Here is a 23,833-nt window from a genome sequence, read left to right on the forward strand (position 1 = left end):
GGCGGGGGTCGGCAGGGCAGGCGGGGGTCGGCAGGGCAGGCGGGGGTCGGCAGGGCAGGCGGGGGTCGGCAGGGCAGCCGGGGGTCGGCAGGGCAGCCGGGGGTCGGCAGGGCAGCCGGGGGTCGGTAGGGCCGGCCGGGGTTCGGCAAGGGTCCGCCCCCGTAGTTCGCCCCCGTGGTCCGCCCCCGGGACCCGCTCAAGCCGCGAAGTACCGGTCCAGCACCGCCGCCGCGCCGTCCTCCAGCACGGTCGTCGTCACCGCGTCCGCCGCCTCCCGCACGGCCACCGGCGCCTGCCCCATCGCCACGCCGTGGGCCGCCCACCGCAGCATCGCCACGTCGTTGTCGCCGTCCCCGATGGCCAGGGTGTCCGCGGCCGGCACCCCCAGCGCGGCCCGCAGCTCCTCCAGCGCCGCGCCCTTGGTCACCCCGGGCGGCGTCAGCGTCAGCCACGGCTCGGTGTGGTCCACCGAGCTGGTCACCCCCGGCAGCTCCACGTCCACCAGCCGCAGCCGCAGCTCCTCCGGCGTCCGCCCCACCCACCGCACGACCAGCCGCGACGTCGGCTCGGCCACCAGCTCCGCGAACGGGACCTCCCGCACCTCGCCCCACAGGTCGCCGTCCGGGAACCGCCCGAACGACAGGTTCCCCACCCCGGTGAGCTCGGCCGCGAACACCGCGCCCGGCAGCAGCGCCCGCAACCGCTCCACCGACGGCCCCGGGTCGAACGCCAACTTCCGCACCACCGCCCGCGCCGCCGCGTCCCACCACACCGCGCCGTTCGAGCAGATCGCCGTGCCGACCAGGCCCAGGTCCTCGGCCACGGGCCGGGCGCCGACGAGGCTGCGGCCGGTGGAGAGCACCACGTGGGCGCCGTGGTCGACGGCCCGCCGGATCGCCGCGCGCACCGCGGGGGCCACGTCCTCGCGCCCCACCGGGGTGATCGTGCCGTCGATGTCCAGGGCGATGAGGCGGGGTCTCCAGGTCATCGCCACACCCTAGGCGCGAGCCATTATTGAACCATGGTTCAATAACCCCGTGCCCCGACCCAGGACGATCACGGACGAGCGCCTGCTCGCCGCGACCGCGCAGGTCATCGGCCGCCGGGGACCCGGCTTCACGCTCGCCGACGTCGCCGCGGCGGCCGAGGTCTCGGTGGGCACGGTGGCGCAGCGCTTCGGCTCCAAGAGCGGCCTGCTCCAGGCGCTGACCCGGCGCACCAGCGCCGAGCAGGTGGCCCGGATGCGCGCCGCGGCCGACGTGCCGGACCCGGTCGAGGGCCTGCGCGCCGCGCTGCTGACCTGGTTCGAGGGCATGAGCGACCCGAACGAGGCGCAGAACCACCTGGCGCAGCTCGGGGTGGACCTGATCGACCCGGAGCTGCGGGCGCTGCTCGCCGACCTGTACGAGGCGACCGGGCGGACCGTGCTGGAGCTGACCCGCCGGGTCGACCTGCCGCGCGCGCCGTCCCCGGAACGCGCCGCCAGGGTGCTCACGGGCCTGCTCTACGGGGTGTCGATGGACTGGTCGGTCCGGCCGCGCGGCGCGCTGGCGGACCGGCTGCGGGAAGACGTGGACGCGGTGCTGGACGCGTGGAAGGGGAGATGACGGCAGTGGAGCTGAAAGGGAAGGTCGCCGCGGTGACGGGGGCGACGCGCGGCGCGGGCCGGGCGATCGCGGTCGAGCTGGGCGCGGCGGGCGCGACGGTGTTCGTCGGCGGCCGGTCGACGCGGGAGCGCAGGTCGCCGATCGATCGCGACGAGACGATCGAGGAGACGGCCGAGCTGGTCACGGCGGCCGGCGGGCGCGGCATCGCGGTGCGCTGCGACTTCACCGTGCCCGAGGACGTGGACGCGTTCCGCGCCCGGGTCGAGGCCGAGGGCGACGGGCGGCTGGACGTCCTGGTGGACGACGTGTGGGGCGGTGAGGCGGACACCGAGTTCCGCGTGTTCTGGGAGCAGGACCTGGACAAGCAGCTGCGGCTGTGGCGCAACAGCGTGCAGGCCCACCTGGTCACCCTGCACCGCCTGCTGCCGCTGCTGGTCCGCCGGCCGGGCGGCCTGCTGGTCGAGGTCACCGACGGCGACAGCGACGAGTTCTACCCGGGGTCCCTGGCCTACGACTCGGTGAAGGTGGCGATCCGCCGCTTCGGCACCGTGATGGCCAAGGAGCTGGAGCCGCACGGCTGCACGTCGGTCGCGGTCACGCCGGGCTTCCTGCGGTCGGAGCAGATGCTGGAGCACTTCGGCGTCACCGAGGAGAACTGGCGCGACGCGATCGCCCAGGACCCGCACTACGCGATGGCGGAGTCGCCGCGCTACGTGGGCCGCGGCATCGCCGCGCTCGCGGCCGACCCGGACCGGCACCGCCACAACGGCAGGGCGCTCGCGTCGTGGACCCTCATGCGCGAGTACGGCTTCACCGACCTGGACGGCTCGCGGCCGGACTGGGGCCGCTGGTACGAGGAGGTCTTCAAGGCGGGCGTCGACCCGACCTCGGTGGACGCCGCGAAGTACCGCTGACCGGGTGCCCGGCCCGGCGGCCTCACACGTCGCCGGGCCGGACCAGCCCCGTCTCGTACGCCAGCACCACGGCCTGCACGCGGTCCCGCAGCTCCAGCTTCGCCAGGATGCGCCCCACGTGCGTCTTCACCGTCGCCTCGGACAGGAACAGCTTCCGCGCGATCTCGGTGTTCGACAGGCCCTTGGCGATCAGCACCAGCACCTCGCGCTCGCGCTCGGTCAGCGCCTCCAGCACCGACGCGTCCCGCAGCTCGCCACCGCCCTCGCCGAGGAACCGGCTCAGCAGCCGCTTGGTCACCGACGGCGAGACCACCGCGTCCCCGCTGGCCACCGCGCGCAGCGCCGACAGCAGGTCACCCGGCGGGGTGTCCTTGAGCAGGAACCCGGACGCCCCGTTGCGCAGCGCCGACAGCGCGTACTCGTCCAGGTCGAACGTGGTCATCACGAGCACCTTCGCGGTGCCCGCCTCCACGATCCGCTTGGTCGCCTCGACCCCGTCGAGCACGGGCATCCGGACGTCCATCAGCACCACGTCGGGCTGGAGCGAGGCCGCGAGGTGCACGGCGTCCAGGCCGTCGCCCGCCTCGCCCACCACCTCGATGTCGTCTTGGGCGCCGAGCACCATCCGGAAGCCCATCCGCATGAGCTCCTGGTCGTCGACGAGCAGTACCCGGATCACCGGACCACCCTATGACGGCGCCAGGGGGAGCACGGCCCGGACCCGCCACCCGCCGCCGGGGTTGGGGCCCGCGTCCAGCGTGCCGCCCAGCACGCCGGCGCGCTCGCGCATCCCGATCAGACCGTTCCCCCCGGACACCGCGACCAGGTCGTGGGGCGTGCCGAACCCGTCGTCGGCCACCTCCACGGCCAGCTGGTCGCCCGTCCGGGTCACGCGGACCACCGCCGACGCGCCGGACCCGGCGTGCTTGAGCGTGTTGGTCAGCGCCTCCTGCACGATCCGGTACAGGCCCAGCCCGAGGCCCGCGGGCAGCGCGCCCAGGTCGTCCGCGACCTCCAGGCGCACCGGCAGCCCGGCCGCCCGGCAGTTCTCGGCCAGCTCCTCCAGGTCGTTCGCGCCCGGCTGCGGCACCCACTGCGTGCCCGACCCGTCCTCCGACCGCAGCACGCCCAGCAGCCGCCGCAGCTCGGTCAGCGCCTGCCGCCCGGTGTCGGCGATGGTCCGCACCGCCGCCTCGGCCAGCTCGGGGTTGCCGCGGATCGCGTAGCCCGCGCCGTCGGCCTGCACCACCATCACGCTCACCGCGTGCGCCACCACGTCGTGCAGCTCGCGGGCGATCCGGGACCGCTCCTCGCCGACCGCGATCCGGGCCTGCTGGTCGCGTTCGGTCTCCAGCAGCCGCAGCCGCTGCTCCAGCTCCGAGTGGTAGGCCCGCCGCGCGCCGACGAACTCGCCCAGCGCCCAGCTGAACCCGAACACGACCGCGACGACGAACAGCACGAACACGACCTCGGGGCCCGCGTTGACCCGCCAGAACGCCCAGATGAGCGAACCGAGCGCCAACCAGACCGCGTACAGCAGGCCCTGCCGCCGCCCCGCGTAGGCCACGACCGTGTAGAGCGCCACGGCCAGCGCGAAGTCCGAGGCCCGCACCGGCACGCCGGTGTCCAGGTCGCCGTGGGTGACCAGCTGGAGCGCGCCGCCGGCCAGGATGACGTAGGCCGACCCCAGCGGGTGCCGCCGGCGGAACACGACCGGCACCACCATGAGCAGGCCGACCAGGAGCATCGTGCCCGGCGACATGAAGTCCGAGGCGGCGACCATGGTGCCCAGGTCCATGACGAACAGCAACCCGGCGATCAGGGAGTCCCCGAACGCCGGGTGCGCTCGCATCCACAGGCTCAGCCGCCGCACGCGACCAGGTTAGGCAGCCGGGGCCCCGTCGCGCGTCGCGCCACGGGTTGACCCGGACTAGTCCTCCGGTCGGAGTTCCCGACCGGGTGGCGACCACCCCTAGCGGATCGTCCTGACCTGCGTCGGGTCGACCTGCTGCTCGGCGGTCGGCGAGGGCTGCTCCACCCGCGGCTGCGGCGCCGCGGGGGGCGCCGTCGGCGCGGTGGCCGCCGGCGAGGTGGTGGTCGGGTGGGCCAGCGGCTCCACCCGGGTCTGCGCCGGCACGCGCTGCTGCTGCTGCTGCTGCTGTTCGAACTGCCGGTGGTCCTCGGCCATCTCGTCCGCGAGCTGCTGCTGGATCTGCCGGTCGCGGATGCGGCCCAGGATGACCATGGTCACCGCGTGCACCGCCGCGAGCACCAGCAGCATGATGCCCAGCCTCGCCACGACGTCCTTGACCGGGTCGCCGGTGCTCACCGTGATCATCGACACCAGCGCCAGCAGGCCCAGCACCACCAGGTGAAAGAGCACGGTCGCGAGGCGGGTCATCGACCTGGCCGCCTCCGGGTCGCCGTACGCGCGGTTCATGTAACCCTTGCCGCTGCGGTAGATGAGCTGGCCGTCGATGAGCACCAGCACCACGCCGAGCAGCAGGAACGCAGCGTAACCCTGTTCCATGACGTGACCTCCCTCGTCGCTGGCGGAAATACCCCCGAACCGCCGCGCACAAACTGGACTTCACCCGCGCGTGGCACGATTCGGGCGTGACGACCCAGGCCCAGCCGCTCGCCGGACCGCTCTCGGCGGCCGTGGCGAACCTGTGCGCCGGGTTGCGACCGCAGGTCTCACCGGCCACGGCCGCCGGCTTCGGCGAGGTGCTGCGCCGGCTGTCGGCCCCGCTCCAGGTCGCGGTGGCCGGCCGGATCAAGTCGGGCAAGTCGACGCTGGTCAACGCGCTCATCGGCCGCCGGGTCGCGCCGACCGACGTGGGCGAGTGCACGCGCCTGGTCACCCGCTTCCAGTACGGCACCGTGGACCGCGTCGAGGTGGTGTTCACCGACGGCCGCAAGCAGGTGCTGCCGTTCGGGCCGGACGGGTCGATCCCGCGCGACCTGGGCGTGGACGTCGACCGCGTCTCGCACGTGGAGGCGTACCTGACCAACGCGGTACTGCGGGACCTCACCGTGATCGACACCCCCGGCCTGGGCTCCCTGGACGCCGCCTCGGTGGCCCGGACCGAGGCGCTGCTCGGCGGCGAGCTCGACCCGGTGTCGCGCAACGCGGTCGCGGGCGCGGAGGCCGTGCTGTACGTGGTCACGCAGGGCGTGCGCGCCGACGACCAGCAGGCGCTGGCCGCGTTCACCGCCGCCACCGCGGGCCGCGAGGCGGGCCCGGTGAACGCGATCGCCGTGCTCAACAAGGCCGACACGATCGCCGCGGAGACCGTGTCGGGCTCGGCCGGCGACACGTGGCGGGCGGCCGTGCTGCTCGCCGAGCGCCAGGCGCTCACCCTCAAGCCCCGGGTCGCGGACGTGCTGCCGGTGATCGGCCTGGTCGCCGAGTCCACCGAGACCGGCGGCTTCACCTCGGCCGACGCGGACGCGCTGCGCGGGCTCGCCGGGCTGGACGCCGCCACCCGCGAGACCATGCTGATCTCGGCGGACCTGTTCACCTCCTGGGAGTGCGCCGTCCCGGTCGGCGTCCGCACCCGCCTGCTGGAGAAGCTGGACCTCTACGGCGTCCGCAAGGCCCTGGAGGTCCTGGACGCGGAGCCGGGCATCACCGCGGGCGCGCTGCGGCGCCGGCTGCTCGACGCCTCCGGCCTGGACGGGGTGCGCGCCAAGCTGAACGCGGTGTTCCGCTCGCGCGCCGACGGCATCAAGGCCGCCGCCGCGCTGGCGTCGGTGACCGCGCTGGCCGCCGCGTCCGGCGACCCGAACGAGCGGCAGCGCGTGCACAACGCCATCGAGGTGCTGCTGGCCAAGCCCGAGGCGCACCAGCTGCGGCTGCTGGAGGCGTTGACGCTGGTGTCCTCCGGCGCCGTGGCGATGCCCGACGACCTGCTGGAGGAGGTGCTGCGGTTCGGCAGCTCCCCGGACGTGGCCGAGCAGCTGGGCCTGCCCGGCCGGCCGCCGCGGGAGCTGATCGCGCACGCGCTGGAGCGGGCCGGCTGGTGGCGGTCCTTCGCCTCGTTCGGCGCCACGCCCGCGCAGAGCCGCGTGGCGCACGTGGTGCACCGGGCGTACTTCCTGATCTGGCAACAACTGCGGGGGCGGCGGTGACGGGATCGGTACCGGGCGGCGGAACGGAACCGGGGGCGGCGGCGTCCGAAGCCGGTGTGAACAGCACCATCGCCGATGAGCTGCTGGACCAGGCGTTGGCCGAGCGGCGCGCGTTGGTGCAGCTCTGCCTGTACGCGCTGGACCGGGCCCGCAGCTCCGGCATCGTCGAGCGGATCGAGGAGGGCCTGGCCGGGATCGGCGTGACGGCGCTGCGCCCCGACGGCGAGCGCTTCGACCCCGCGCGGCACGAGGCGGGCGGCACCCTGCCCACGGACGACGCGTCGCTGGCCGGCGTGGTCGCGGAGACCGAGGTGGTCGGCTTCGTCGACCGGGGTCGCACGCTGCGCGCGCCCGTCGTCACCGTGTACACGACCCGATGACCGGCCTCCCGCAGACCGTCCGGCAGACCAGGGAGAAGCTGACGACCCTGGTCCGCTCGCTGGACCCCGCCGCCGCGTCGTTCGTGGAGACCCGCCGCGGCGGGCCCGCCTCGGTGGTGGTCGTCGGCGAGACCAACCGCGGCAAGAGCTCCCTGGTCAACGCCCTGCTGGCGACGCCGGGCCTGTCCCCGGTCGACGCGGAGGTGGCGACCGCGGCGTACCTGGTGTTCCGGCACGGCCCGGAGTGGGCGGCGCGCGCCTGCTACGCCGGGTCGATGTCGCCGGTGCCGTTCGACCGGGCCGAGCTGCCGCGCTGGGCGTCCGCCGCGCACGACCTGCCCGAGGGGATGCTGCCGCCCCGGTACGTCGAGGTGGAGGCCCCGATCCCGCTGCTGGAGCGGCTGTCCGTGGTCGACACCCCCGGCGTCGGCGGCCTGGACGCCGCGCACGGCGAGCTGGCCGCCGAGGCCGCCGCCGACGCGACCGCGCTGCTCTTCGTGGTCGACGCCTCGGCCCCGTTCACCCGGGGCGAGCTGGACTTCCTGCGCGCGCTCGGGGAGCGCGTGGAGACCGTGGTGTTCGCGCTGGCCAAGGTCGACCAGTACCGGGGCTGGCAGCAGGTGCTGGAGGCGGACCGGGCGCTGCTGGCCGAGCACGCCCCGAGGTTCCGCGACGCGCGGTTCCACCCGGTGTCCTCGCGGGTGTTCGAGCTGGCCGCGAACGCGCCGAACCCGGACGCGGCGGCGATGCTGCGGGAGCGCTCGGGCGTCGGCGCGTTGCAGGAGGCGTTGCAGGAGCTGGTGGTCGGGCGGGCGGCGATGCTCGGCGAGGCCAACGGGCTGCGCGCGCTGGCCACCGTGCTGGACGAGCTGGTCGCCCGCACCGAGGCCGACAAGCGGGCCCTGTCCTCCGGCGAGGAGGAGGCGGAGGCGCTGCGCGCCCGGCGCGACGAGCTGAACTCGCAGCGCCGCTCGTCCACGCGCAGCTGGCAGGTGCGGTTGCGCGGCGAGGTGCAGCGGGCCCGCGTGGAGGGCGCGCACGAGGTGAGCCGGCAGGTCCGGGACGTGCAGACGTGGTTCCGCACGGCCATCGACTCGGCCTCGCGGGAGCGGCTGGCGCTGCTGCCGCAGCAGGTGGACGCGGCGCTCCAGCTGGTGTCCGGGCGGATCAGCGCGGGGCTGGGCGCGCGGCTGGCGCGGGTGGCGGACGCGGCGCTGGCGGACCTGTTCTCGCCCGAGGAGCTGGCCGTGATCCGGGGCCAGTTCGCGCGCGGCGCGACCCCGCCCGTGGTGCTGCGCCCGCCGGAGAAGCGCGTGCCGACCGCCGAGGACAAGCTGCTGGTGTTCATGGGCGTGTCCGGCGGGCTGGGCGCGGGCAGGCTGGCGACGCTGCCGCTGGCCGGACTGGGCGTGGCGGCGCTGAACCCGGTGGTGCTGCCGGTGACGATCGTGCTGGGCCTGGGCGCGGGCTGGTGGATGGCGCGCACGCGCAAGCACTCGGCCGACAAGCAGCACCTCAAGCAGTGGCTGTCCGACGCCATCGCCGACGCGCGGTCCACCGTGGACCAGCTGGTGGCCGAGCAGCTGATCGAGGCGGAGCAGCAGCTGTCGCTGGCGCTGGACGACGCGCTGGGCCGGCGGGTCGACGCGATCGAGGCCGAGCTGCGCGAGGTCGACAGGGCGCTGCGGATGAGCGCGGGCGAGCGGACCCGGGCGTTGCAGGCGGTGACCAGGCGGCTGGCCGAGCTGACCGCGGGGCGCGCCAAGGTCGACGAGCTGCTGGCGCGGATCAGGGCGGTGCGCGACCGCGCGTGACGGTGCGGTGCGCGACCGCGCGTGACCGGGTGCCCGCGCTGCGCGCCGGGAGCTTCCGGGCGGAACCGAACCGGCATAACGTGAGTCGTACCGGGCACACGCGAACGGGAGGGTGGACACGGTGTACATCGACGAGACGGGCACGACCGACGGCGAGCTGAAGGTCACGGTCGGCGACGAGGAGTACACCGCCGAGGCCAACTACGACCTCGACCAGGACGGGGTCGAGGAGAGCGCCGTGGTCGAGACCGACGAGGGTGGCCACCTGGCGTTCACCGACACCGACGGCGACGGCGAAGCCGACCTGATGACCAGCTTCGACGCCGAGGGCGAGGTCACCGCCCAGGCCGAGTTCGACGAGGACTCCGGCGACTGGGTGGCCGTGGACCCGGCCGACGACCGCGACCAGCGCACCAACACCAACGACGGCCGGTCGATCGTGGTGGACGTGGTGGACGGCGCGGACCAGGACATCGGCCCGGCCACCGAGGACACCGACGGCGACGGCCGCGCCGACACCGCCGTGGTCACCGACGAGGAGGGTGACACCTGGCTGTTCACCGACTCCGACGGTGACGGCCGGGCGGACCTGGCCACCGAGATCACCCGGGACGGCGAGGTCACCGTCACGCGGCACACCGGTGAGGACGAGTGGACCGAGGTCGAGCACGGCCGCATCGGCGAGGACGGCAAGTACTCGCCCGACAGCGACGGGTTGTGGGGCGGGGACGGACGGGTGACGGTGTCGGGCGTGGTGCGCATCGACTCCGTGACCGGGCAGTGGATCAGCCCGAACTGAGCGGCGGCCGCACCGCGGTCCCCACCACGGCCCGGCGGCGGCGGAGCCCGACTCCCCGAGCCCGGTAGCGCGCGTCACCGAACCCCCTGCCCGCAGCCCTCGTCCGGCCGCGCGCAGGGGGTTCTCGGCGTGCGCGCGACGACCCGTCACCCCAGGTCGGAGCCGACTTGATCGAACACCCGCCGCACCGCCCCGGAACCGTCCCCGCCCACATTTCTGGAACGGTCGAGAAATCCGGGCATTTCGTCAAGTCGACATCGAGGAAAATTCGCGTACCTGAACCGGGAGCGGTACCAGGCGTAACCTGGTCGTCACCTCGGCCCTGTGTCGATCGACGCACCACCGCGCCCTTGCATTACGTCAACTAAAGCCCAGGTCACATGAGCTTTTTAAGGTGATCGGGTGCTGAATCGATTACAGGATCGGTTTTGTGAGCCAGCCGACAGGTCAGATGTGCGTTACCGGTGATTAACCCGGCTAACCTCCGTCTATCCCTTAAACGGCACGCCCTCCACCGGGCGGGCGGAGCCATTCCCGAGGACGTCCCACCCGGACATCGACGTCCACCGTGGGCTGGCGATCGGCTAGGAGACGAGACGAGATGACGGCAGTGACCATTCCCGGTCTCGACCAGGCACCCACCGACCACCCGCGCCTGCTGTCCTGGGTGCACGAGGTCGCCGAGCTCACCTGCCCCGACCAGGTCGTGTGGGCGGACGGTTCCCAGGACGAGTGGGACCGCCTCACTGCCGAGCTCGTGGACGCGGGCACCTTCGTCCCGCTGAAGAAGAAGCCCAACTCCTTCTGGGCGGCCAGCGACCCGACCGACGTGGCCCGCGTCGAGGAGCGCACGTTCATCTGCTCGGTGGACCCGCAGGACGCGGGCCCGACGAACAACTGGATGGACCCCGCCGAGATGAAGGGGGTCATGACCGAGCTCTACCGGGGCTCGATGCGCGGTCGCACGATGTACGTGATCCCGTTCTGCATGGGCCCGCTCGACGCGGAGAAGCCGATGCTGGGCGTGGAGATCACCGACTCCGAGTACGTCGTCGTCTCGATGCACATCATGACCCGCATGGGCACGAAGGCGCTGAACCGATTTGGCCACGACGCCGACTTCGTGCAGGCGCTGCACTCGATCGGCGCGCCGCTGGAGCCGGGCCAGGACGACGTGCCGTGGCCGTGCAACGAGACGAAGTACATCACCCAGTTCCCCGAAGAGCGGATGATCTGGTCCTACGGCTCGGGCTACGGCGGCAACGCGCTGCTGGGCAAGAAGTGCTACTCGCTGCGCATCGCCTCGGTGATGGCGCGCGACGAGGGCTGGCTGGCCGAGCACATGCTGATCCTCAAGCTCACCTCGCCGGAGCGGAAGACCTACTACGTCGCGGCCGCGTTCCCCAGCGCCTGCGGCAAGACCAACCTGGCCATGCTGGAGCCGACCATCCCCGGCTGGAAGGTCGAGACCCTGGGCGACGACATCGCCTGGATGCGGTTCGGCGAGGACGGCCGGCTGTACGCGGTGAACCCGGAGAACGGCTTCTTCGGCGTCGCGCCCGGCACCGACTACCACACCAACCCCAACGCGATGCGCACCATCGAGAAGGGGAACTCGCTGTTCACCAACGTCGCGCTGACCGACGACGGCGACGTGTGGTGGGAGGGCATGGGCGAGCCGCCCGCGCACCTGACCTCGTGGAAGAAGCAGGACTGGACGCCGGGCGGCGAGGAGCTGTCCTCGCACCCGAACTCGCGCTACTGCACGCCGATCGAGCAGTGCGACATCAAGGCCCCCGAGTGGGACGACCCGAAGGGCGTGCCGATCTCGGCGATCTTCTTCGGCGGCCGGCGCGCCACCACGATCCCGCTGATCACCGAGTCCCGCGACTGGCAGCACGGCGTGTTCATGGGCGCCACGCTGTCCAGCGAGACGACCGCGGCGGCCGCCGGCAAGGTCGGCGTGGTGCGCCGCGACCCGATGGCGATGCTGCCGTTCATCGGCTACCACGCGGGCGACTACTTCCAGCACTGGATCGACACCGGCAAGTCGGCCGACGCGGACAAGCTGCCGAAGATCTTCTACGTCAACTGGTTCCGCCGCGGTGAGGACAAGCGGTTCCTGTGGCCGGGCTTCGGCGAGAACTCGCGCGTGCTGAAGTGGGCCGTCGAGCGGATCGAGGGCAGGGCCGCCGCCGTGGAGACGCCGATCGGCCACGTGCCGACGGCCGAGGCGCTCGACCTGGCGGGCCTGGACGCGGCGCCCGGCGACGTCGAGGCGGCGCTGGAGTTCGACGCCGACGAGTGGCGGGCCGAGATCCCGATGATCGAGGAGTGGTTCGCCAAGATCGGTGAGAAGGTGCCGACCTCGCTGCGCGACGAGCTGGAGGCGCTGAAGCTCCGGCTCGGCTGATCCTCCCCCGAACCACCGCGGCGAACGTTCCCGCGGTTCAAGGGACCCGGTGGCCAACGGCGCCCACCGGGTCCCTTTTTTCGTCACCGCGGGTGATTTCCGGCTCGTTCGGGGAGGCGCTGGCGTACCAAGGAAGGGTGACGCAGCGGGAGGACTTCCTCGGCGGCCTGCACTTCGACGGGCCGCGAGAGGCACGCCCCGGACCCGATCCGGGCATCGTGCGCTACTACCCGGTTGAACCGGGGCGGGAGCGGGTAGTGCTGGGGTGGCACCTCGGTGGGGCTCTGCTCGGGGCGGTGGCCGCGGGGTTCGCGGCGTTCGCGTGGGGCTACGGGATGGACCAGCTGGACGAGGTGCGGGCGCGCGGTCTGGTGGCGCTGGGGCTCGCGGGTCTGCTGGTGGGTCTGGTGTGCGCGGGGAAGCTGTCCCCAGCCGCTCCCCTGACCGCGGGGATCACCGCAATCACCTGTTCGGTGGTGTACGAACTCGGGCTCGTCACCCTTTTGCCGGTGCTCAGGGGCGTCTTCGACAGCGGAGCGTCGATCTTCGCGGGGGTCCTGCTCGTCGCGGCCGCGTTTCGCCGGCGATAGTTGTCCACAGGTTGTGGACAGAGCTGTGCACAGCCTGTGGGTGGTGTGCACAACCCGGCCTGTGGACAACTCGGCCGGCCCGGTCAGGTGGGCAGGGGGTTGCGCCCGAGGCCCCACAGGCGACCGGTGAACGGGCGCGTCGCCTCGGCGAAGCAGATGACCGAGGTGTAGCCCTCGGACCAGGCGAGGCTGCCGAACGAGCGCCACGAGGCGAACACGTCGTCGCGCGGCGCGCCCACGTAGGCGGTCACGGCCCGTGAGCAGTGGTCGGCCGCCTTCTGCCTGACCTGGTCGAGTGACGGCGCGGGGTCCCGGGGGCCGCCGACGGCCAGCACCCCGGGCACGGCCTCGGCGCGGTGCGCCTGGTCGCAGCCGGTGAGCCCGGCGTCCTCGTCCACGCCCGGCGAGCCGGTCGCGCACAGCTGGAGGGTGCTGAAGCCGGCCGCCGCCAGGACGCCCCGGACGGTGCCGGTGCGCCGCACCCGCGTGCCGTCCGGCGCGACCTCGACCACCGCGCACACCAGCCAGCGGTCGCCGCGCGCCCAGCCGTCGCGGCTCGGCCAGAACGCCCGCGCCTGGAGCCGGGTGGCGTCGTGGTCGGCGCTGCCGACGTAGGCCGTCAGCGCGGTCCGGCACGCCGGGACGGCGGCGCGGCGCAGGTCGCGCTCCTCCGGGTAGGCCGTGCCCAGCTCCGGCAGCTGCCCGACCTCGGTGACCTCGGCCTCGTGCGGCGCGGCGCAGTCGAGCACCTCCACGCCGGTGTCGGTGCACCCGCCCGCCCGCGGCAGCTCCCGCGGCGAGGGGGTGAGCGAGGGGCGGACCACCTCGGCGTCCGGCGTGCCCCCGACCCGGGCGGTGCAGGCGGCGAGCGACAGCACGGCCACCGCCACGACCGCCGCCCGCCGTCTCCTCACCCGGTCAGGTTACTGACACCAGGGCGACCACCTGATCGGCGATGGCCCGGCGCTCCCGCTCGAACGCCGCGTCGGTCAGCGCGGTCGGGTCGACCGGCTGCCCCAGCTCGGGCGTGTGCAGGTGACCGCCCGCGACGGTGGTCGCGCCGAGGCCGAGGCGCAGCCGGTTCGCCCGGTACACCGACTCGTTGGACAGGTAGTCGCCGCCACCGCCCGACGCCGCCGCCGCGCCCGGCGTCGGCTCGTCCTCGCGGCAGTCCACCGGACCCGTGCCGGGCGGGGAACCGGGCCGCCACTCGCAGAACGAGCGGTTGAACAGCACCGGGTACGGCGCGGTGCCCGCGTTGACGAGCCGGTCGACCGGCAGCGTCGTCTCGATGAACTCGTGCGCGGGCTGCGGCCACCCGGCGGCGTCCGGCACCGGGCCGAACTCGCCGACGTCGTTGTTGTCCTGGAACCCGCCGCGCCAGCGGGCGGCCCACCGCTCCACGTCGAACCGGCCGGGCCGTCCCTGGCTGACCGTCACGAACGCGTGCGGCGCCTGGTCCGCCGCGGTGCCGAAGAACCGCTCCACGATCCCCTGGTCGAACGACCCCCAGAGCACCGGCAGCACGGCGGCCTGGAGCACCACCCGGCCCCGCGGGGTGTCCACGACCAGGCCGTCCAGCCGGAGCGCCGCCGCGCCGGACGGGTTGCTGCGCCGCACGGACGTGCCGAACAGCTGGAACGGGTCGAACCCGGTCACCGCGACCCGCCGGACCCCGGCGCCGAACCGGGCGTCGGTGATGCCGCGCGACGCCCGGTCGAACCGGTCGACCAGCTCGGCGCGCTCGGTGGTGGTGAGGGTGAAGGGCGGCTGCCACTGCCGGAGCGCCCGGGTGGCCTGGAGGCGGGCCCAGTACAGGGGCCGGTCGTCGTAGGCGTCCCAGGTCTGCGGCGTCCGGGCCCGCTGCACGGCGGCCCGCCACAGGTTCGTGCCGGCGCCGTCGGCGAGCTGCCGCGCGGCGGCGCGGGTGGTGGTCGCGCAGAGCCGGGTGGTGAAGAGGGCGACGTCGTCGTCGAAGCCGCCGAGCCGGGTCAGCTCGGGGCCGACCGCGGGGCCCTCGGGGGTGAGCCGGTCGTCCAGGCGCTGCTCCTCCACCGTGGTGGGCGCGTTCGGGTCGAGGCACGGGGCGGACTGCGCGTGGGCGGTGGGCGCGAGGACCGCGGCGAGCAGGGAGAGGCCGAGGGCCAGCGGGAGCGCGGTGCGGAGTTCTCTGATCACCCCCTCGATGCTCTCGACCGGCGGCGCGGGGAGGAACCCCCGATCAGCCCTGGAAATTCGGGCACCCCGGGTTCGGCGGCACCCCGGGTTCGGCGGCACCCGGGGTTCGGCGGCACCCGGGGTTCGGGCGCCCGGCCGGTCACGACCGACCGGTTACGCGCTCACCCGGTCCACCCCGCCCGCGAACGGCTCCAGCGGCACCCCGACCCCGGTCGGCGCCTCGCGCACGGCCCGCGCGAGACCCACCGCTCTCGTCGCTCCACCAAGGTGAGAATTGTTCAACAATCCCGCAATACTTCATGTGATTCGTCCGAGGAGGGAGTTGTTCAACGAGTAGACTCGACCGCCATGACGACCGTCGAGTCCGACGACTGGCTCAGCAACCTGGCCAAGGAACGCGCCGACCTCGACCGGTCCACCACCGCCGAGCGGGTCGCGGACAAGCTGCGCGACAGCGTCCTCGCCGGCCACATCAAGCCCGGCAGGCAGCTCAACGAGAAGGCGCTCGGCGAGGCCCTCCGGGTCTCCCGCAACACGCTGCGCGAGGCGTTCCGCCTGCTCACCCACGAGCGCCTGCTCGTGCACGAGTACAGCAGGGGCGTGTTCGTGCGCGTCCCCGAGGTGGCCGACATCCGCGACCTCTACGCCGCCCGCCGCGTCATCGAGACCGGCGCCGTCCGCCACTGGGACCGCGCCCCCGAGGCCGCCCGGCAGGCCGTCCGCGACTCCGTCGCCCTGGGCGTCGGCCGGCGCGAGCGCGACGACTGGTCCGGCGTCGGCACCGCGAACGTCCGGTTCCACCAGGCCGTCACCGCCCTCGCCGGCAGCTCCCGCCTCGACGAGGAGATGCGCCGGCTGCTGGCCGAGCTGCGCCTCGCGTTCGTGGTCATGGGCGACTCGCGCGTGTTCTACGAGGACTACCTGACCCTCAACGAGGAGATGCTGGCGCACCTCGACGCCGGTCAAGTCCCGGAGGCGGAACGGGCCATGCTCCGTTACCTCGACCGCGCCGAGGAGCACCTGGCGACCGGATTGCGCGACAGCTGACGGGGGCATGGTCACGATCCAGCTACGTCACCCGTAGGTAACCCACTCGACATGGTGACTGCGCTCCCCCTCCCGGCCTAGCATCGCGCGACACCGTGTCACCAGGGCCGTACGGAGGGCGCACATGCCGTCTGCTCGAAAATCCAGCCTCCGCTGGAGCAACTGGAACCTGCTGCTGCTCATCCCGCTGCTCATGCTCGTCACACCGTGGTTCAACTCCGACGAGCCGCGGCTGCTGGGGTTGCCGTTCTTCTACTGGTACCAGTTCGCCTGGGTCCCGGTCGGTGTCCTCTGCGTCGGCCTGGTCTACCTGAAGACCAAGGACGAACCGGTGGTCGAGGGCAAGCCCGACCTGCTCGGCGTGGACGACCTGGACGAGGGGGCGAAGTAGAGGTGCAGTGGGTCGAGTTGGCGGTCTTCACCGCCCTGTTCCTGTTGGTCACCGTGCTCGGTTTCGTCGCGGCGAGGTGGCAGGCCGGCAGCACGCTGGACCACCTCGACGAGTGGGGCCTCGGCGGGCGGAAGTTCGGTTCCTGGATCACCTGGTTCCTGGTGGGCGGTGACCTCTACACCGCTTACACGTTCGTGGCCGTGCCCGCGCTGGTCTTCGGCGCCGGCGCCACGGGCTTCTTCGCCCTGCCTTACACGGTCGTGCTGTACCCGATCGTGTTCCTGCCGCTGGTGCGCATGTGGTCGGTGTCCCGCGTGCACGGCTACGTGACGCCCGCCGACTTCGTCCGCGGCCGGTACGGCTCGCACTGGCTGGCGCTGATCATCGCGATCACCGGCATCGTCGCGACCATGCCCTACATCGCGCTCCAGCTCGTCGGCCTGGAGGCCGTGCTGCGCACGATGGGCCTCAACGGCTCCGGCCTCCTCGGCCACCTGCCGCTGTTCATCGCGTTCGTGATCCTCGCGCTCTACACCTACCAGTCCGGGCTCCGGGCACCCGCGCTGATCGCGTTCGTCAAGGACACCCTGATCTACATCGTCATCCTGGTCGCGGTGATCTACCTGCCCGGCAAGTTCGGCGGGTGGGGCGCGATCGTCGACAGCGCGCAGGCCAAGTTCGACGCGTCGCCCAACCCGAGCGACGGCGTCCTGCTCAACGCCAACAACCAGCTCCAGTACGCGACCCTCGCGCTGGGCTCGGCGCTGGCGCTGTTCCTCTACCCGCACTCGCTGACCGGCATCCTGGCCTCGCGCGGGCGCAACGTGATCAAGCGGAACATGGTCGCGCTGCCCGCGTACTCGCTGCTGCTGGGCCTGCTCGCGCTGCTCGGCTTCGTCGCGATCAGCGCCGGCGTCAAGCCCATCACCAACCAGGCCACCGGCCGCCCCGACACGAACACCATCGTGCCGGTGCTGTTCGACATGGAGTTCCCGGACTGGTTCGCGGGCGTCGCCTTCGCGGCGATCGCCATCGGCGCCCTGGTGCCCGCCGCGATCATGTCCATCGCGGCGGCGAACCTGTGGACGCGCAACATCTACAAGGAGTACCTGAAGAAGGACGCGACGCCCGCGCAGGAGGCCAAGCAGGCCAAGCTGGCGTCGCTGGTGGTGAAGTTCGGCGCGGTCGCGTTCATCGTGTTCATCGACCCGCAGTTCTCCATCGACCTCCAGCTCATCGGCGGCGTGATGATCCTCCAGACGCTGCCCGCGGTGGCGATCGCGCTGTACACGCGGTGGTTCCACCTGTGGGGCCTCATCGCCGGCTGGGTCGCCGGCATGGGCTACGGCATGTGGCTGCTCTACAACATCGGCAACCCGGCGGTAGGCAAGGCGCACTTCGCCGGGTCGGCGCTGCCGCTGGGCAAGCTGTCGCTGTTCGGCTGGCACCCGTTCGGCGGGTCGACGGTGCAGATCTACGTCGGCGCGGTGGCGGTCGTGGCGAACCTGCTGGTCGCCGTCGTGGTCACGCTGATCGCGCGGAAGGCCCGGCTGTTCAACGGCACGGACGAGACCGCCGGCGAGGACTACCACGTGGACGAGGACAGCGACCGCGTGAAGCCCGTGGCCGCGCACTGACCCGGTCCCGGGTCCGATCGCCGGCCTGGTCCGGGTCCGGTCCCCGGTCCGATCCCGGTCCCGACCCCCGACCCCCGGTCCCCGGTCCCGCCTCCCGACCCCGGCGCTCCCGCGCCGGGGTCGGGCGCGTTTTCAGGCCCCCAGGACGAGCGCGGCCGCCCCGACCAGCCCGGCCCGCTCGTCCAGCTCGGCCCGCTCCACCCGGAACCCGTCCAGGTAGGACAGTCCACAGTGCTCGGCGACGGTGCGCCGGACCGGGTCGAGCAGCAGCTCCCCGGCCCGCGCCACCCCGCCGCCGACCACCGCCAGGTCGAGGTCCACCACCGCGGCCGTGGCCGCGATCGCCAGCCCCACCGCCCGCCCGGCCCGCTCGAACGCGGCCCGGGGGATCTCCTCACCGGCCCCGGCCGCCGCCGCGAGCAGCGCCGCGTCCGCGTCGTCGGGCGCCAACCAGCCCTGCCGCCGCGCCCAGTCCACCACCCGGGGCCCGCCGGCGACCGTCTCCGCGCACCCGCGCCCACCGCACGCGCAGGGCTCGCCGCCCGGCTCGACCACCACGTGCCCGAGGTGCCCGGCGTTCCCGGTGCGCCCGCCGAACACCCGCCCGTCCAGCACCAGCCCGCCGCCGACCCCGGTGCTCACCACCAGCCCGACCATGAACCGGCTGCCCCGGCCCGCGCCGAGCCAGTGCTCGCCCAGCGCCATGCACGGCCCGTCGCCCGCCAGCTCCACCGGCACGCCGGGCAGCAGGTCGGCGACGCGGTCGCGCAGCGGGAAGCCGCGCCACGCCGGGACGTTGATCGGCCCGACCGTCCCGGCCGCCGCGTCCACCGGCCCCGCGCAGGCGATGCCGACGCCCGCCACGCCCTCGCCGCGCAGCACCTGCTCGACCACGTCCACCACGGCGGCCCACGTCCGCTCGGCGCTCGCGCGCGGGGTGCCCACGCGCGCCGCGCGCAGCACCGCGCCGCTCCGGTCGACGAGCGCGCCGGCGATCTTGGTGCCGCCGACGTCCAGGGCCAGCACCAGGTCCGTCACGCGGATCAGCCTAGGTCACGCCGCGCCCGCCCCCGGCGGACGCCCGACGCCCACCCGATCCCGGCTCACCGCTTCAGCACCCGCGTCAGGCCGGCCGCCACCGTGGTCGCCAGCACCCACCCGAGCACGATCAGCCCCGACGCGATCCACTGCGACGCCCCCGGCGTCTGCCACCGGTTCTTGTTCCCGAAGTCCACGATCGGCACCACCAGGTCGATGGTGAACAGCCACGGGTTCCACGGCAGGTGGTCCTGCTCGTTGATCTCGTCCAGCGGCGGCCCCGCCGCGAACCACGCGCTGCCCAGCAGCCACGCCACCACCAGCCACCCGACCGCCCGCGCCGGCCGGTACCCGTACCCCACCATCGCCCGCTGCGCCCAGCTCCACACCAGCACGAGCGGCCGCCGCCAGCCGCGACCCTCGGCCACCGCCCGGTACCTCAGCCGCTGCTTCTCCACCAGCACCGCCGACGCGTGCTCGTCGTTGCCGCTCGCCCTCAGCATCTCCGCGAACTGGTCGTAGGGCCCCGGCCGGTACGTGCGCCGCATGGCCTGGCTCAGCCACCGCAGCCGCCGGGCCACCTCCTGGTCGTCGCGCAGGTCGATGGGGCGCCGCAGCGAGTCGTACCGGAACTCCTCCAGGTCGATCCGCCCGGTCGCGCCCCAGAAGTTCTCGTTGTCGTCCAGCGACGTGCAGCGCACCTGCCGCAGCGTCACGTCGCCGCGCGGCGGGGTGATCGGCGTGACCACCAGCTCCTGCACCTGCATCCCCAGCACGTTCAGCGCGTGCGCGTCGAGCTTGTCGCCGAGCACCGCCCCGGCGAACGTCGCCATCCGCCCGACCTGCGCCCGCCGCGCCCGCACCCCGCCGTGGGCCACGAACTCCTTCTCGCCGCGCGCGCAGATCAGGTCGCGCCCGATCACCGCCCCGCCGACGTCCAGGGACGGCTTCCCGGCGGGCTGGTGCCGGTACCGGCCGGGCCGGGTGAGGCGGCTGCCGCGCAGGTCGAGGTTGGCGCCGACGTGGACGCCGCGCAGCTCCAGCCCGCCGGTGACCTCGACCTGGCGCGCGTTCAGGTTGCTGCCGACGCGCGACCGGTTGCCCAGCACCGCGTCGGCCCGGGGGTTGTCCAGGGTGGACCCGTCCAGGACCAGGCTGCCCTTGGCCTGGAGGTCCACCATCCGCAGCTGGCCGCGCACCCGCGCCTGCCGCCCGATGATGTCCCCGCCGACCTGCGCGCCGTCCAGGTGCAGCGCGCGCCCGTACCCGGTGGGTTCGGCGACGTCGGTCCGCAGCGCCCGCCCGTAGCCGGTCGGGTCGTCCGCCTCCGGGCCGCCCGCGTCGAACACCCCGCCGGACAGCGACAGCGTGCCGCCGAGCGCGGCGTTGACCATCCGCACCGTCCCCGTGCTGCTGAACCCCCGGTCGAGCTGCACGTCACCGTCCACGGCGAGGCGGTCGAACACCAGGGTGGCGTTGGGGTCGGAGTGCGGGTCGAGCGCGTCGTCGTCGGCCCGGCCGTCGGTCGCCACCGCCCCGCGCAGCGTCAGCGCCGAGGACACCCGGGCGCCCGCGAGCAGCACGGTGCCGCGGAACCGGCAGTCGGCCATCAGCAGGTTCCCGCCCACGTGCAGCCCGGTGCCGTTGACGGAGTGCCCCAGCGGGTTGTCCAGCTCCCCGCCGCTGAGGTTGCAGTACCCGCCGACGCGCCCGCCCGCCAGGCGCAGCTCGCCCGAGACCCGCACGCGCTGCGCCAGCAGCCCGCCCGCGAGCTTCAGCCGGTCGGCGTGGAACGCGATGCCGTCCGGCGCGGCGCCGCCCGCCGCGCGCAGCACCGCGTCCCGCAGCGACAGCGACCCGGCGACGTCCGCGTCCACCAGGTCCACCAGGCCCTCGACGGTGCTGCCGGCCAGCGAGACCTCGTTCGCGCAGGACAGGTTGCGCCCCATCAGGCCGGGCAGCCAACAGCCCTCGAACCCGATGCCCGCGAGCTTGCCCTGCCGCAGGTCCGGCGGGGCCTCGAACCGGCACCGCACGAACTCCAGCAGGTACGGGAACTCCACCGCCCGCAGGTCCAGCTGCCCGGTCAGGTACCGGTCGGCCACCCGCACCACCGGCGGCATCCCCGCCCGCCGGCGCGGCAGCCGCCACGCACCCTCCTGCTCCCCGACCCCGCGCAGCACCTCGGCCGCCGACAGGCGGGAGGAGCGCGGCGGGTCGGGGTCGAACACGTCCAGCCGCGCCCCCTCGCCCATGTGATCGACAATGGGGGTTGCGCGGGTGCCCGCGCAAGGTCAGGGAGCGGTCGGTCCCTGGTGGGTCGGGTTGAGCACGCGGGCCAGGAACGATTGGGTCCGCTCGTGCCGCGGCGCCCCGATGACCTGCTCGGCCGGGCCCTCCTCGACCAGGTACCCGCCGTCCATGAACAGCACCCGGTCGGCCACCTCGCGGGCGAACTGCATCTCGTGCGTCACCACGAGCATGGTCATGCCCTCGTCCGCGAGCTGCCGCATCACGCCGAGCACGTCGCCGACCAGTTCGGGGTCGAGCGCCGAGGTCGGCTCGTCGAACAGCATCACGTCCGGGTCCATCGACAGCGCCCGCGCGATCGCCACGCGCTGCTGCTGGCCGCCGGACAGCTGCGCCGGCATGGCGTTGACCTTCTCCGACAGCCCGACGCGCGCGAGGTTGCGCAGCGCGATCTCCTCGGCCTGCTTGGCGTCCCGCTTGAGCACCTTGCGCTGCGCCACGGTCAGGTTGTTCAGCACGCTGAGGTGCGAGAACAGGTTGAAGCCCTGGAACACCATGCCGATGCGGGTGCGGGCGGCGTCGATGTCCGCGTCCGGGTCGGTCAGCTCGACCCCGTCCACCACGATCTTGCCCGCGGTGGGCTCCTCCAGCAGGTTCACGCAGCGCAGCAGGGTGGACTTGCCCGAGCCGGACGGCCCGATGACGCACACCACCTCACCGCGCTCGACCCGCACGTCGATGCCCTTGAGCACCTCCAGCGGGCCGAAGGACTTCTTCAGCCCGGTGATCTCCACCGCGATCTCGGAGCTCACTTCCTCACACCTCCGTCGATGCGGGTGTCTTGATCTTCTTGCCGCCCGTGCGGCGCTCCAGGCGCCGCGACAGGTGGCCCAGCGGCAGGGTGATGATCAGGTAGCACAGGCCCGCGACCAGGATGGGCGTCAGCGTCGGGTTCTGGCTCAGCGTCTCGCGGCCGAACTTCGTCAGCTCGTACTCGGCCCTGGTCAGACCCACCACGCTGATCAGCGAGGAGTCCTTGGTGAGCAGGATCAGCTCGTTGGTCAGCGGCGGCAGGACGATGCGGAACGCCTGCGGGATCACCACGGTGACCGTGGTCCGGAACGGGGACATGCCGAGCGACCTGGCCGCCTCGATCTGCCCCTTGGGCACGGCCTGGATGCCCGCGCGGATCGTCTCGGCGATGTAGGCGCCGCCCGCGAGGCCCAGCGCCACGCCCGCCTTGGACGCGGTGTCGAAGGCGATGCCGAACGCCAGCGGCACCGCGGTGTCGATCGCGATGAACACCAGCAGCGCGGGCACCCCGCGGAAGAACTCGATGTAGATGGTGGCGAGCCAGCGGTAGGGCGCCACCGAGGACAGCTTCATCAGGGCCAGCACCAGGCCCAGCGCCAGGGCGATGGCGAAGCCGAACGCCGTGTAGAGCAGCGTGTTCTTGAACGCCACCGTCAGGATGCCCGGGAACATCTCCCGGGCGGTGTCGACGTCGAAGAACGACCGGCGCAGCTCGCCCCAGTCGGCGATGAACGCCAGCAGGAGCGCCACCACGAGCAACAGGACGTACTGCGCGCGGCGGGAGAGCGTCGACCTCCGCCGCTTGGACATGGCCATGAGGGATCTCCTCCGGGAAGCGGGGACAACGAGAGGGGCCGGTGCCCGACGGCACCGGCCCCGGGGTCAGCCGGTTACTTCGACTCCGGCTTCTTGCCGAACCACTTCTCGTAGATGCGGTCGTACTCGCCGCTCTCCTCGGCCTTCTTCAGCACGTCGTTGACCTTGGTCTGGAGGGCGGTGTTGCCCTTCTTCATGCCGATGCCGTACTGCTCGTCGGTGGCGAACTCGGCGGTCACCTCGGTGTCCGGGAACTCCTTGGCGTAGTCGAGCATCACGCCGTTGTCGTTGATCGCCGCGTCCACCGCGCCGGTCCGCACCGCGGTCGTCAGCAGCGGCAGGTCCTCGTACTCGACGACCTCGTAGCCGTTGGCCTCGGCGTTGGCCCGCCCGTACTCCTCGCCCGTGGTGTCCTGCTGGACGCCCAGGCGCTTGCCCTTGAGGGCCGCCAGGTCCGCGATGCCGGAGTCCTTCTTGACCAGCAGCACCTGGCTGGCGTCGAAGTACGGGTCGGAGAAGTCGATCGCCTTCTTGCGGTCCTCGTTGATGGTCATGCCGGCGGCGGCGAGGTCGCAGTCGCTGGTGCTGAACACCGAGCCCGAGGTGATGTTGTCGAACGGCGTGTCGAAGATCTCCTGCGTGACGCCCAGGTCCTTGGCCACCAGGTCGACCAGGTCCACGTCGAAGCCGACGGTCTTGTCGCCCTCGGTGTACTGGAACGGCTTGTAGGACAGGTGGGTGCAGGTGATCAGCTTGCCGTCCTGGACCAGGTCGATGGTCGAGCCGTCCCCCTGCGAGCCGGTGTCCACTCTGGTGGCGCACGCCGTCATCGTCGCCGCGAGGGCGAGCACGGGGAACAGGGCAAGCGCGGCGTGCCGGGTACGACGGGCCACGGCGTCACTCCTCGTAACTGTGTCGGTAGAGTGTTCGGCATACTGCCACTTGGGTGACACCGGGGACAGCACGTACGTGTTACAGAGCTTCGGTTACCGGCTTTCCTGTGTCACAGGTG

At 73.1% G+C, this 23,833-nt stretch carries 22 protein-coding genes; 11 read left to right on the top strand and 11 right to left on the bottom strand.

Translation table 11 applies throughout. The features are described 5' to 3' along the window. Positions 1 to 196 precede the first annotated feature (196 nt). Positions 197 to 988 (bottom strand): HAD family hydrolase, encoded by a 792-nt coding sequence (locus ACFP3R_RS33820; RefSeq protein ID WP_380642367.1) that lies wholly within the window; start codon positions 986 to 988, stop codon positions 197 to 199. Between the two features lie 49 nt (positions 989 to 1,037). On the opposite strand from ACFP3R_RS33820, the gene ACFP3R_RS33825 reads away from it, so the two are divergent. Continuing rightward, entirely contained in the window at positions 1,038 to 1,607 is a 570-nt protein-coding gene (locus tag ACFP3R_RS33825; protein WP_380642369.1) for a TetR/AcrR family transcriptional regulator, read from the top strand. Then, entirely contained in the window at positions 1,604 to 2,521 is a 918-nt protein-coding gene (locus ACFP3R_RS33830) for an SDR family oxidoreductase (protein WP_380642371.1), read from the top strand. Before ACFP3R_RS33825 ends, ACFP3R_RS33830 begins: the two co-directional genes overlap by 4 nt. A 22-nt stretch (positions 2,522 to 2,543) precedes the next feature. Here ACFP3R_RS33830 and ACFP3R_RS33835 read toward each other — a convergent pair whose 3' ends face one another. The 3 genes from ACFP3R_RS33835 to ACFP3R_RS33845 all read right to left on the bottom strand — a co-directional run bounded on the left by ACFP3R_RS33835 (position 2,544) and on the right by ACFP3R_RS33845 (position 5,051). Continuing rightward, positions 2,544 to 3,200 carry a response regulator gene (locus ACFP3R_RS33835; RefSeq protein WP_380642373.1) on the bottom strand — a complete coding sequence of 219 codons (657 nt, stop codon included), beginning with the start codon at positions 3,198 to 3,200 and terminating at the stop codon, positions 2,544 to 2,546. Between the two features lie 9 nt (positions 3,201 to 3,209). After that, positions 3,210 to 4,373 (bottom strand): sensor histidine kinase, encoded by a 1,164-nt coding sequence (locus ACFP3R_RS33840; protein WP_380642448.1) that lies wholly within the window; start codon positions 4,371 to 4,373, stop codon positions 3,210 to 3,212. 120 nt (positions 4,374 to 4,493) lie between these two features. Beyond that, positions 4,494 to 5,051: a hypothetical protein gene (locus tag ACFP3R_RS33845; RefSeq protein WP_380642375.1), complete on the bottom strand. Its 558-nt coding sequence runs from the start codon at positions 5,049 to 5,051 to the stop codon at positions 4,494 to 4,496. An 86-nt stretch (positions 5,052 to 5,137) separates the two neighbouring features. Here ACFP3R_RS33845 and ACFP3R_RS33850 point away from each other — a divergent pair, with 86 nt between their 5' ends. The 6 genes from ACFP3R_RS33850 (at position 5,138) to ACFP3R_RS33875 (ending at position 12,651) form a co-directional block, all read left to right on the top strand. Next, the gene (locus ACFP3R_RS33850) at positions 5,138 to 6,655 is read left to right on the top strand and encodes a dynamin family protein (protein ID WP_380642377.1); all 1,518 of its coding nucleotides are present in this window, start codon (positions 5,138 to 5,140) and stop codon (positions 6,653 to 6,655) included. A gap of 56 nt (positions 6,656 to 6,711) precedes the next feature. Next, on the top strand, positions 6,712 to 7,035 hold the full coding sequence (gene grpE, locus ACFP3R_RS33855; RefSeq protein WP_465270004.1) for a nucleotide exchange factor GrpE: 324 nt from the start codon (positions 6,712 to 6,714) through the stop codon (positions 7,033 to 7,035). Beyond that, positions 7,032 to 8,849, top strand: a complete 1,818-nt coding sequence (locus ACFP3R_RS33860; RefSeq protein WP_380642379.1) for a dynamin family protein — start codon at positions 7,032 to 7,034, stop codon at positions 8,847 to 8,849. Before grpE ends, ACFP3R_RS33860 begins: the two co-directional genes overlap by 4 nt. Before the next feature lie 121 nt (positions 8,850 to 8,970). Then, entirely contained in the window at positions 8,971 to 9,648 is a 678-nt protein-coding gene (locus ACFP3R_RS33865; protein ID WP_380642381.1) for a hypothetical protein, read from the top strand. Between the two features lie 601 nt (positions 9,649 to 10,249). Continuing rightward, on the top strand, positions 10,250 to 12,061 hold the full coding sequence (locus ACFP3R_RS33870; protein ID WP_380642382.1) for a phosphoenolpyruvate carboxykinase (GTP): 1,812 nt from the start codon (positions 10,250 to 10,252) through the stop codon (positions 12,059 to 12,061). Positions 12,062 to 12,198: 137 nt separating this feature from the next. Next, positions 12,199 to 12,651 (top strand): hypothetical protein, encoded by a 453-nt coding sequence (locus ACFP3R_RS33875; protein ID WP_380642384.1) that lies wholly within the window; start codon positions 12,199 to 12,201, stop codon positions 12,649 to 12,651. 83 nt (positions 12,652 to 12,734) lie between these two features. On the opposite strand, the gene ACFP3R_RS33880 is transcribed toward ACFP3R_RS33875, so the two are convergent. Beyond that, positions 12,735 to 13,565, bottom strand: a complete 831-nt coding sequence (locus ACFP3R_RS33880; protein WP_380642386.1) for a septum formation family protein — start codon at positions 13,563 to 13,565, stop codon at positions 12,735 to 12,737. 4 nt (positions 13,566 to 13,569) lie between these two features. After that, on the bottom strand, positions 13,570 to 14,829 hold the full coding sequence (locus tag ACFP3R_RS33885; RefSeq protein ID WP_380642388.1) for a hypothetical protein: 1,260 nt from the start codon (positions 14,827 to 14,829) through the stop codon (positions 13,570 to 13,572). 348 nt (positions 14,830 to 15,177) lie between these two features. On the opposite strand from ACFP3R_RS33885, the gene ACFP3R_RS33890 reads away from it, so the two are divergent. The 3 genes from ACFP3R_RS33890 (at position 15,178) to mctP (ending at position 17,904) form a co-directional block, all read left to right on the top strand. Next, on the top strand, positions 15,178 to 15,876 hold the full coding sequence (locus ACFP3R_RS33890) for a GntR family transcriptional regulator (RefSeq protein WP_380642390.1): 699 nt from the start codon (positions 15,178 to 15,180) through the stop codon (positions 15,874 to 15,876). Positions 15,877 to 16,000: 124 nt separating this feature from the next. After that, positions 16,001 to 16,267 carry a DUF3311 domain-containing protein gene (locus tag ACFP3R_RS33895; protein ID WP_380642392.1) on the top strand — a complete coding sequence of 89 codons (267 nt, stop codon included), beginning with the start codon at positions 16,001 to 16,003 and terminating at the stop codon, positions 16,265 to 16,267. Positions 16,268 to 16,269: 2 nt separating this feature from the next. Continuing rightward, positions 16,270 to 17,904 (top strand): monocarboxylate uptake permease MctP, encoded by a 1,635-nt coding sequence (gene mctP, locus ACFP3R_RS33900; RefSeq protein ID WP_380642394.1) that lies wholly within the window; start codon positions 16,270 to 16,272, stop codon positions 17,902 to 17,904. A 132-nt stretch (positions 17,905 to 18,036) separates the two neighbouring features. On the opposite strand, the gene ACFP3R_RS33905 is transcribed toward mctP, so the two are convergent. The 5 genes from ACFP3R_RS33905 to ACFP3R_RS33925 all read right to left on the bottom strand — a co-directional run bounded on the left by ACFP3R_RS33905 (position 18,037) and on the right by ACFP3R_RS33925 (position 23,714). Next, a complete protein-coding gene (locus ACFP3R_RS33905; RefSeq protein ID WP_380642396.1) occupies positions 18,037 to 18,942 on the bottom strand; it encodes an ROK family protein in 906 nt (301 codons plus the stop codon). Between the two features lie 65 nt (positions 18,943 to 19,007). Beyond that, a complete protein-coding gene (locus tag ACFP3R_RS33910) occupies positions 19,008 to 21,197 on the bottom strand; it encodes a translocation/assembly module TamB domain-containing protein (RefSeq protein ID WP_380642398.1) in 2,190 nt (729 codons plus the stop codon). A gap of 39 nt (positions 21,198 to 21,236) precedes the next feature. Beyond that, positions 21,237 to 22,004 carry an amino acid ABC transporter ATP-binding protein gene (locus ACFP3R_RS33915; protein ID WP_380642400.1) on the bottom strand — a complete coding sequence of 256 codons (768 nt, stop codon included), beginning with the start codon at positions 22,002 to 22,004 and terminating at the stop codon, positions 21,237 to 21,239. Between the two features lie 4 nt (positions 22,005 to 22,008). After that, entirely contained in the window at positions 22,009 to 22,821 is an 813-nt protein-coding gene (locus ACFP3R_RS33920; RefSeq protein ID WP_380642402.1) for an amino acid ABC transporter permease, read from the bottom strand. A gap of 74 nt (positions 22,822 to 22,895) precedes the next feature. Next, the gene (locus tag ACFP3R_RS33925) at positions 22,896 to 23,714 is read right to left on the bottom strand and encodes a transporter substrate-binding domain-containing protein (protein WP_380642404.1); all 819 of its coding nucleotides are present in this window, start codon (positions 23,712 to 23,714) and stop codon (positions 22,896 to 22,898) included. Positions 23,715 to 23,833: the final 119 nt, after the last annotated feature.

Origin of the sequence: Saccharothrix lopnurensis (assembly GCF_042658445.1) — a bacterium.
Taxonomy (GTDB): domain Bacteria; phylum Actinomycetota; class Actinomycetes; order Mycobacteriales; family Pseudonocardiaceae; genus Actinosynnema; species Actinosynnema lopnurensis.

What these genes read in the sequence shown, in the direction of transcription:
- ACFP3R_RS33820 (WP_380642367.1), bottom strand. Translation starts at nt 988, where the DNA reads ATGACCTGGAGACCCCGCCTCATCGCCCTGGACATCGACGGCACGATC.
- ACFP3R_RS33830 (WP_380642371.1), top strand. Translation starts at nt 1,604, where the DNA reads ATGACGGCAGTGGAGCTGAAAGGGAAGGTCGCCGCGGTGACGGGGGCG.
- ACFP3R_RS33840 (WP_380642448.1), bottom strand. Translation starts at nt 4,373, where the DNA reads ATGCGAGCGCACCCGGCGTTCGGGGACTCCCTGATCGCCGGGTTGCTG.
- ACFP3R_RS33845 (WP_380642375.1), bottom strand. Translation starts at nt 5,051, where the DNA reads ATGGAACAGGGTTACGCTGCGTTCCTGCTGCTCGGCGTGGTGCTGGTG.
- ACFP3R_RS33860 (WP_380642379.1), top strand. Translation starts at nt 7,032, where the DNA reads ATGACCGGCCTCCCGCAGACCGTCCGGCAGACCAGGGAGAAGCTGACG.
- ACFP3R_RS33870 (WP_380642382.1), top strand. Translation starts at nt 10,250, where the DNA reads ATGACGGCAGTGACCATTCCCGGTCTCGACCAGGCACCCACCGACCAC.
- ACFP3R_RS33890 (WP_380642390.1), top strand. Translation starts at nt 15,178, where the DNA reads ATGACGACCGTCGAGTCCGACGACTGGCTCAGCAACCTGGCCAAGGAA.
- ACFP3R_RS33895 (WP_380642392.1), top strand. Translation starts at nt 16,001, where the DNA reads ATGCCGTCTGCTCGAAAATCCAGCCTCCGCTGGAGCAACTGGAACCTG.
- ACFP3R_RS33910 (WP_380642398.1), bottom strand. Translation starts at nt 21,197, where the DNA reads ATGGGCGAGGGGGCGCGGCTGGACGTGTTCGACCCCGACCCGCCGCGC.
- ACFP3R_RS33920 (WP_380642402.1), bottom strand. Translation starts at nt 22,821, where the DNA reads ATGGCCATGTCCAAGCGGCGGAGGTCGACGCTCTCCCGCCGCGCGCAG.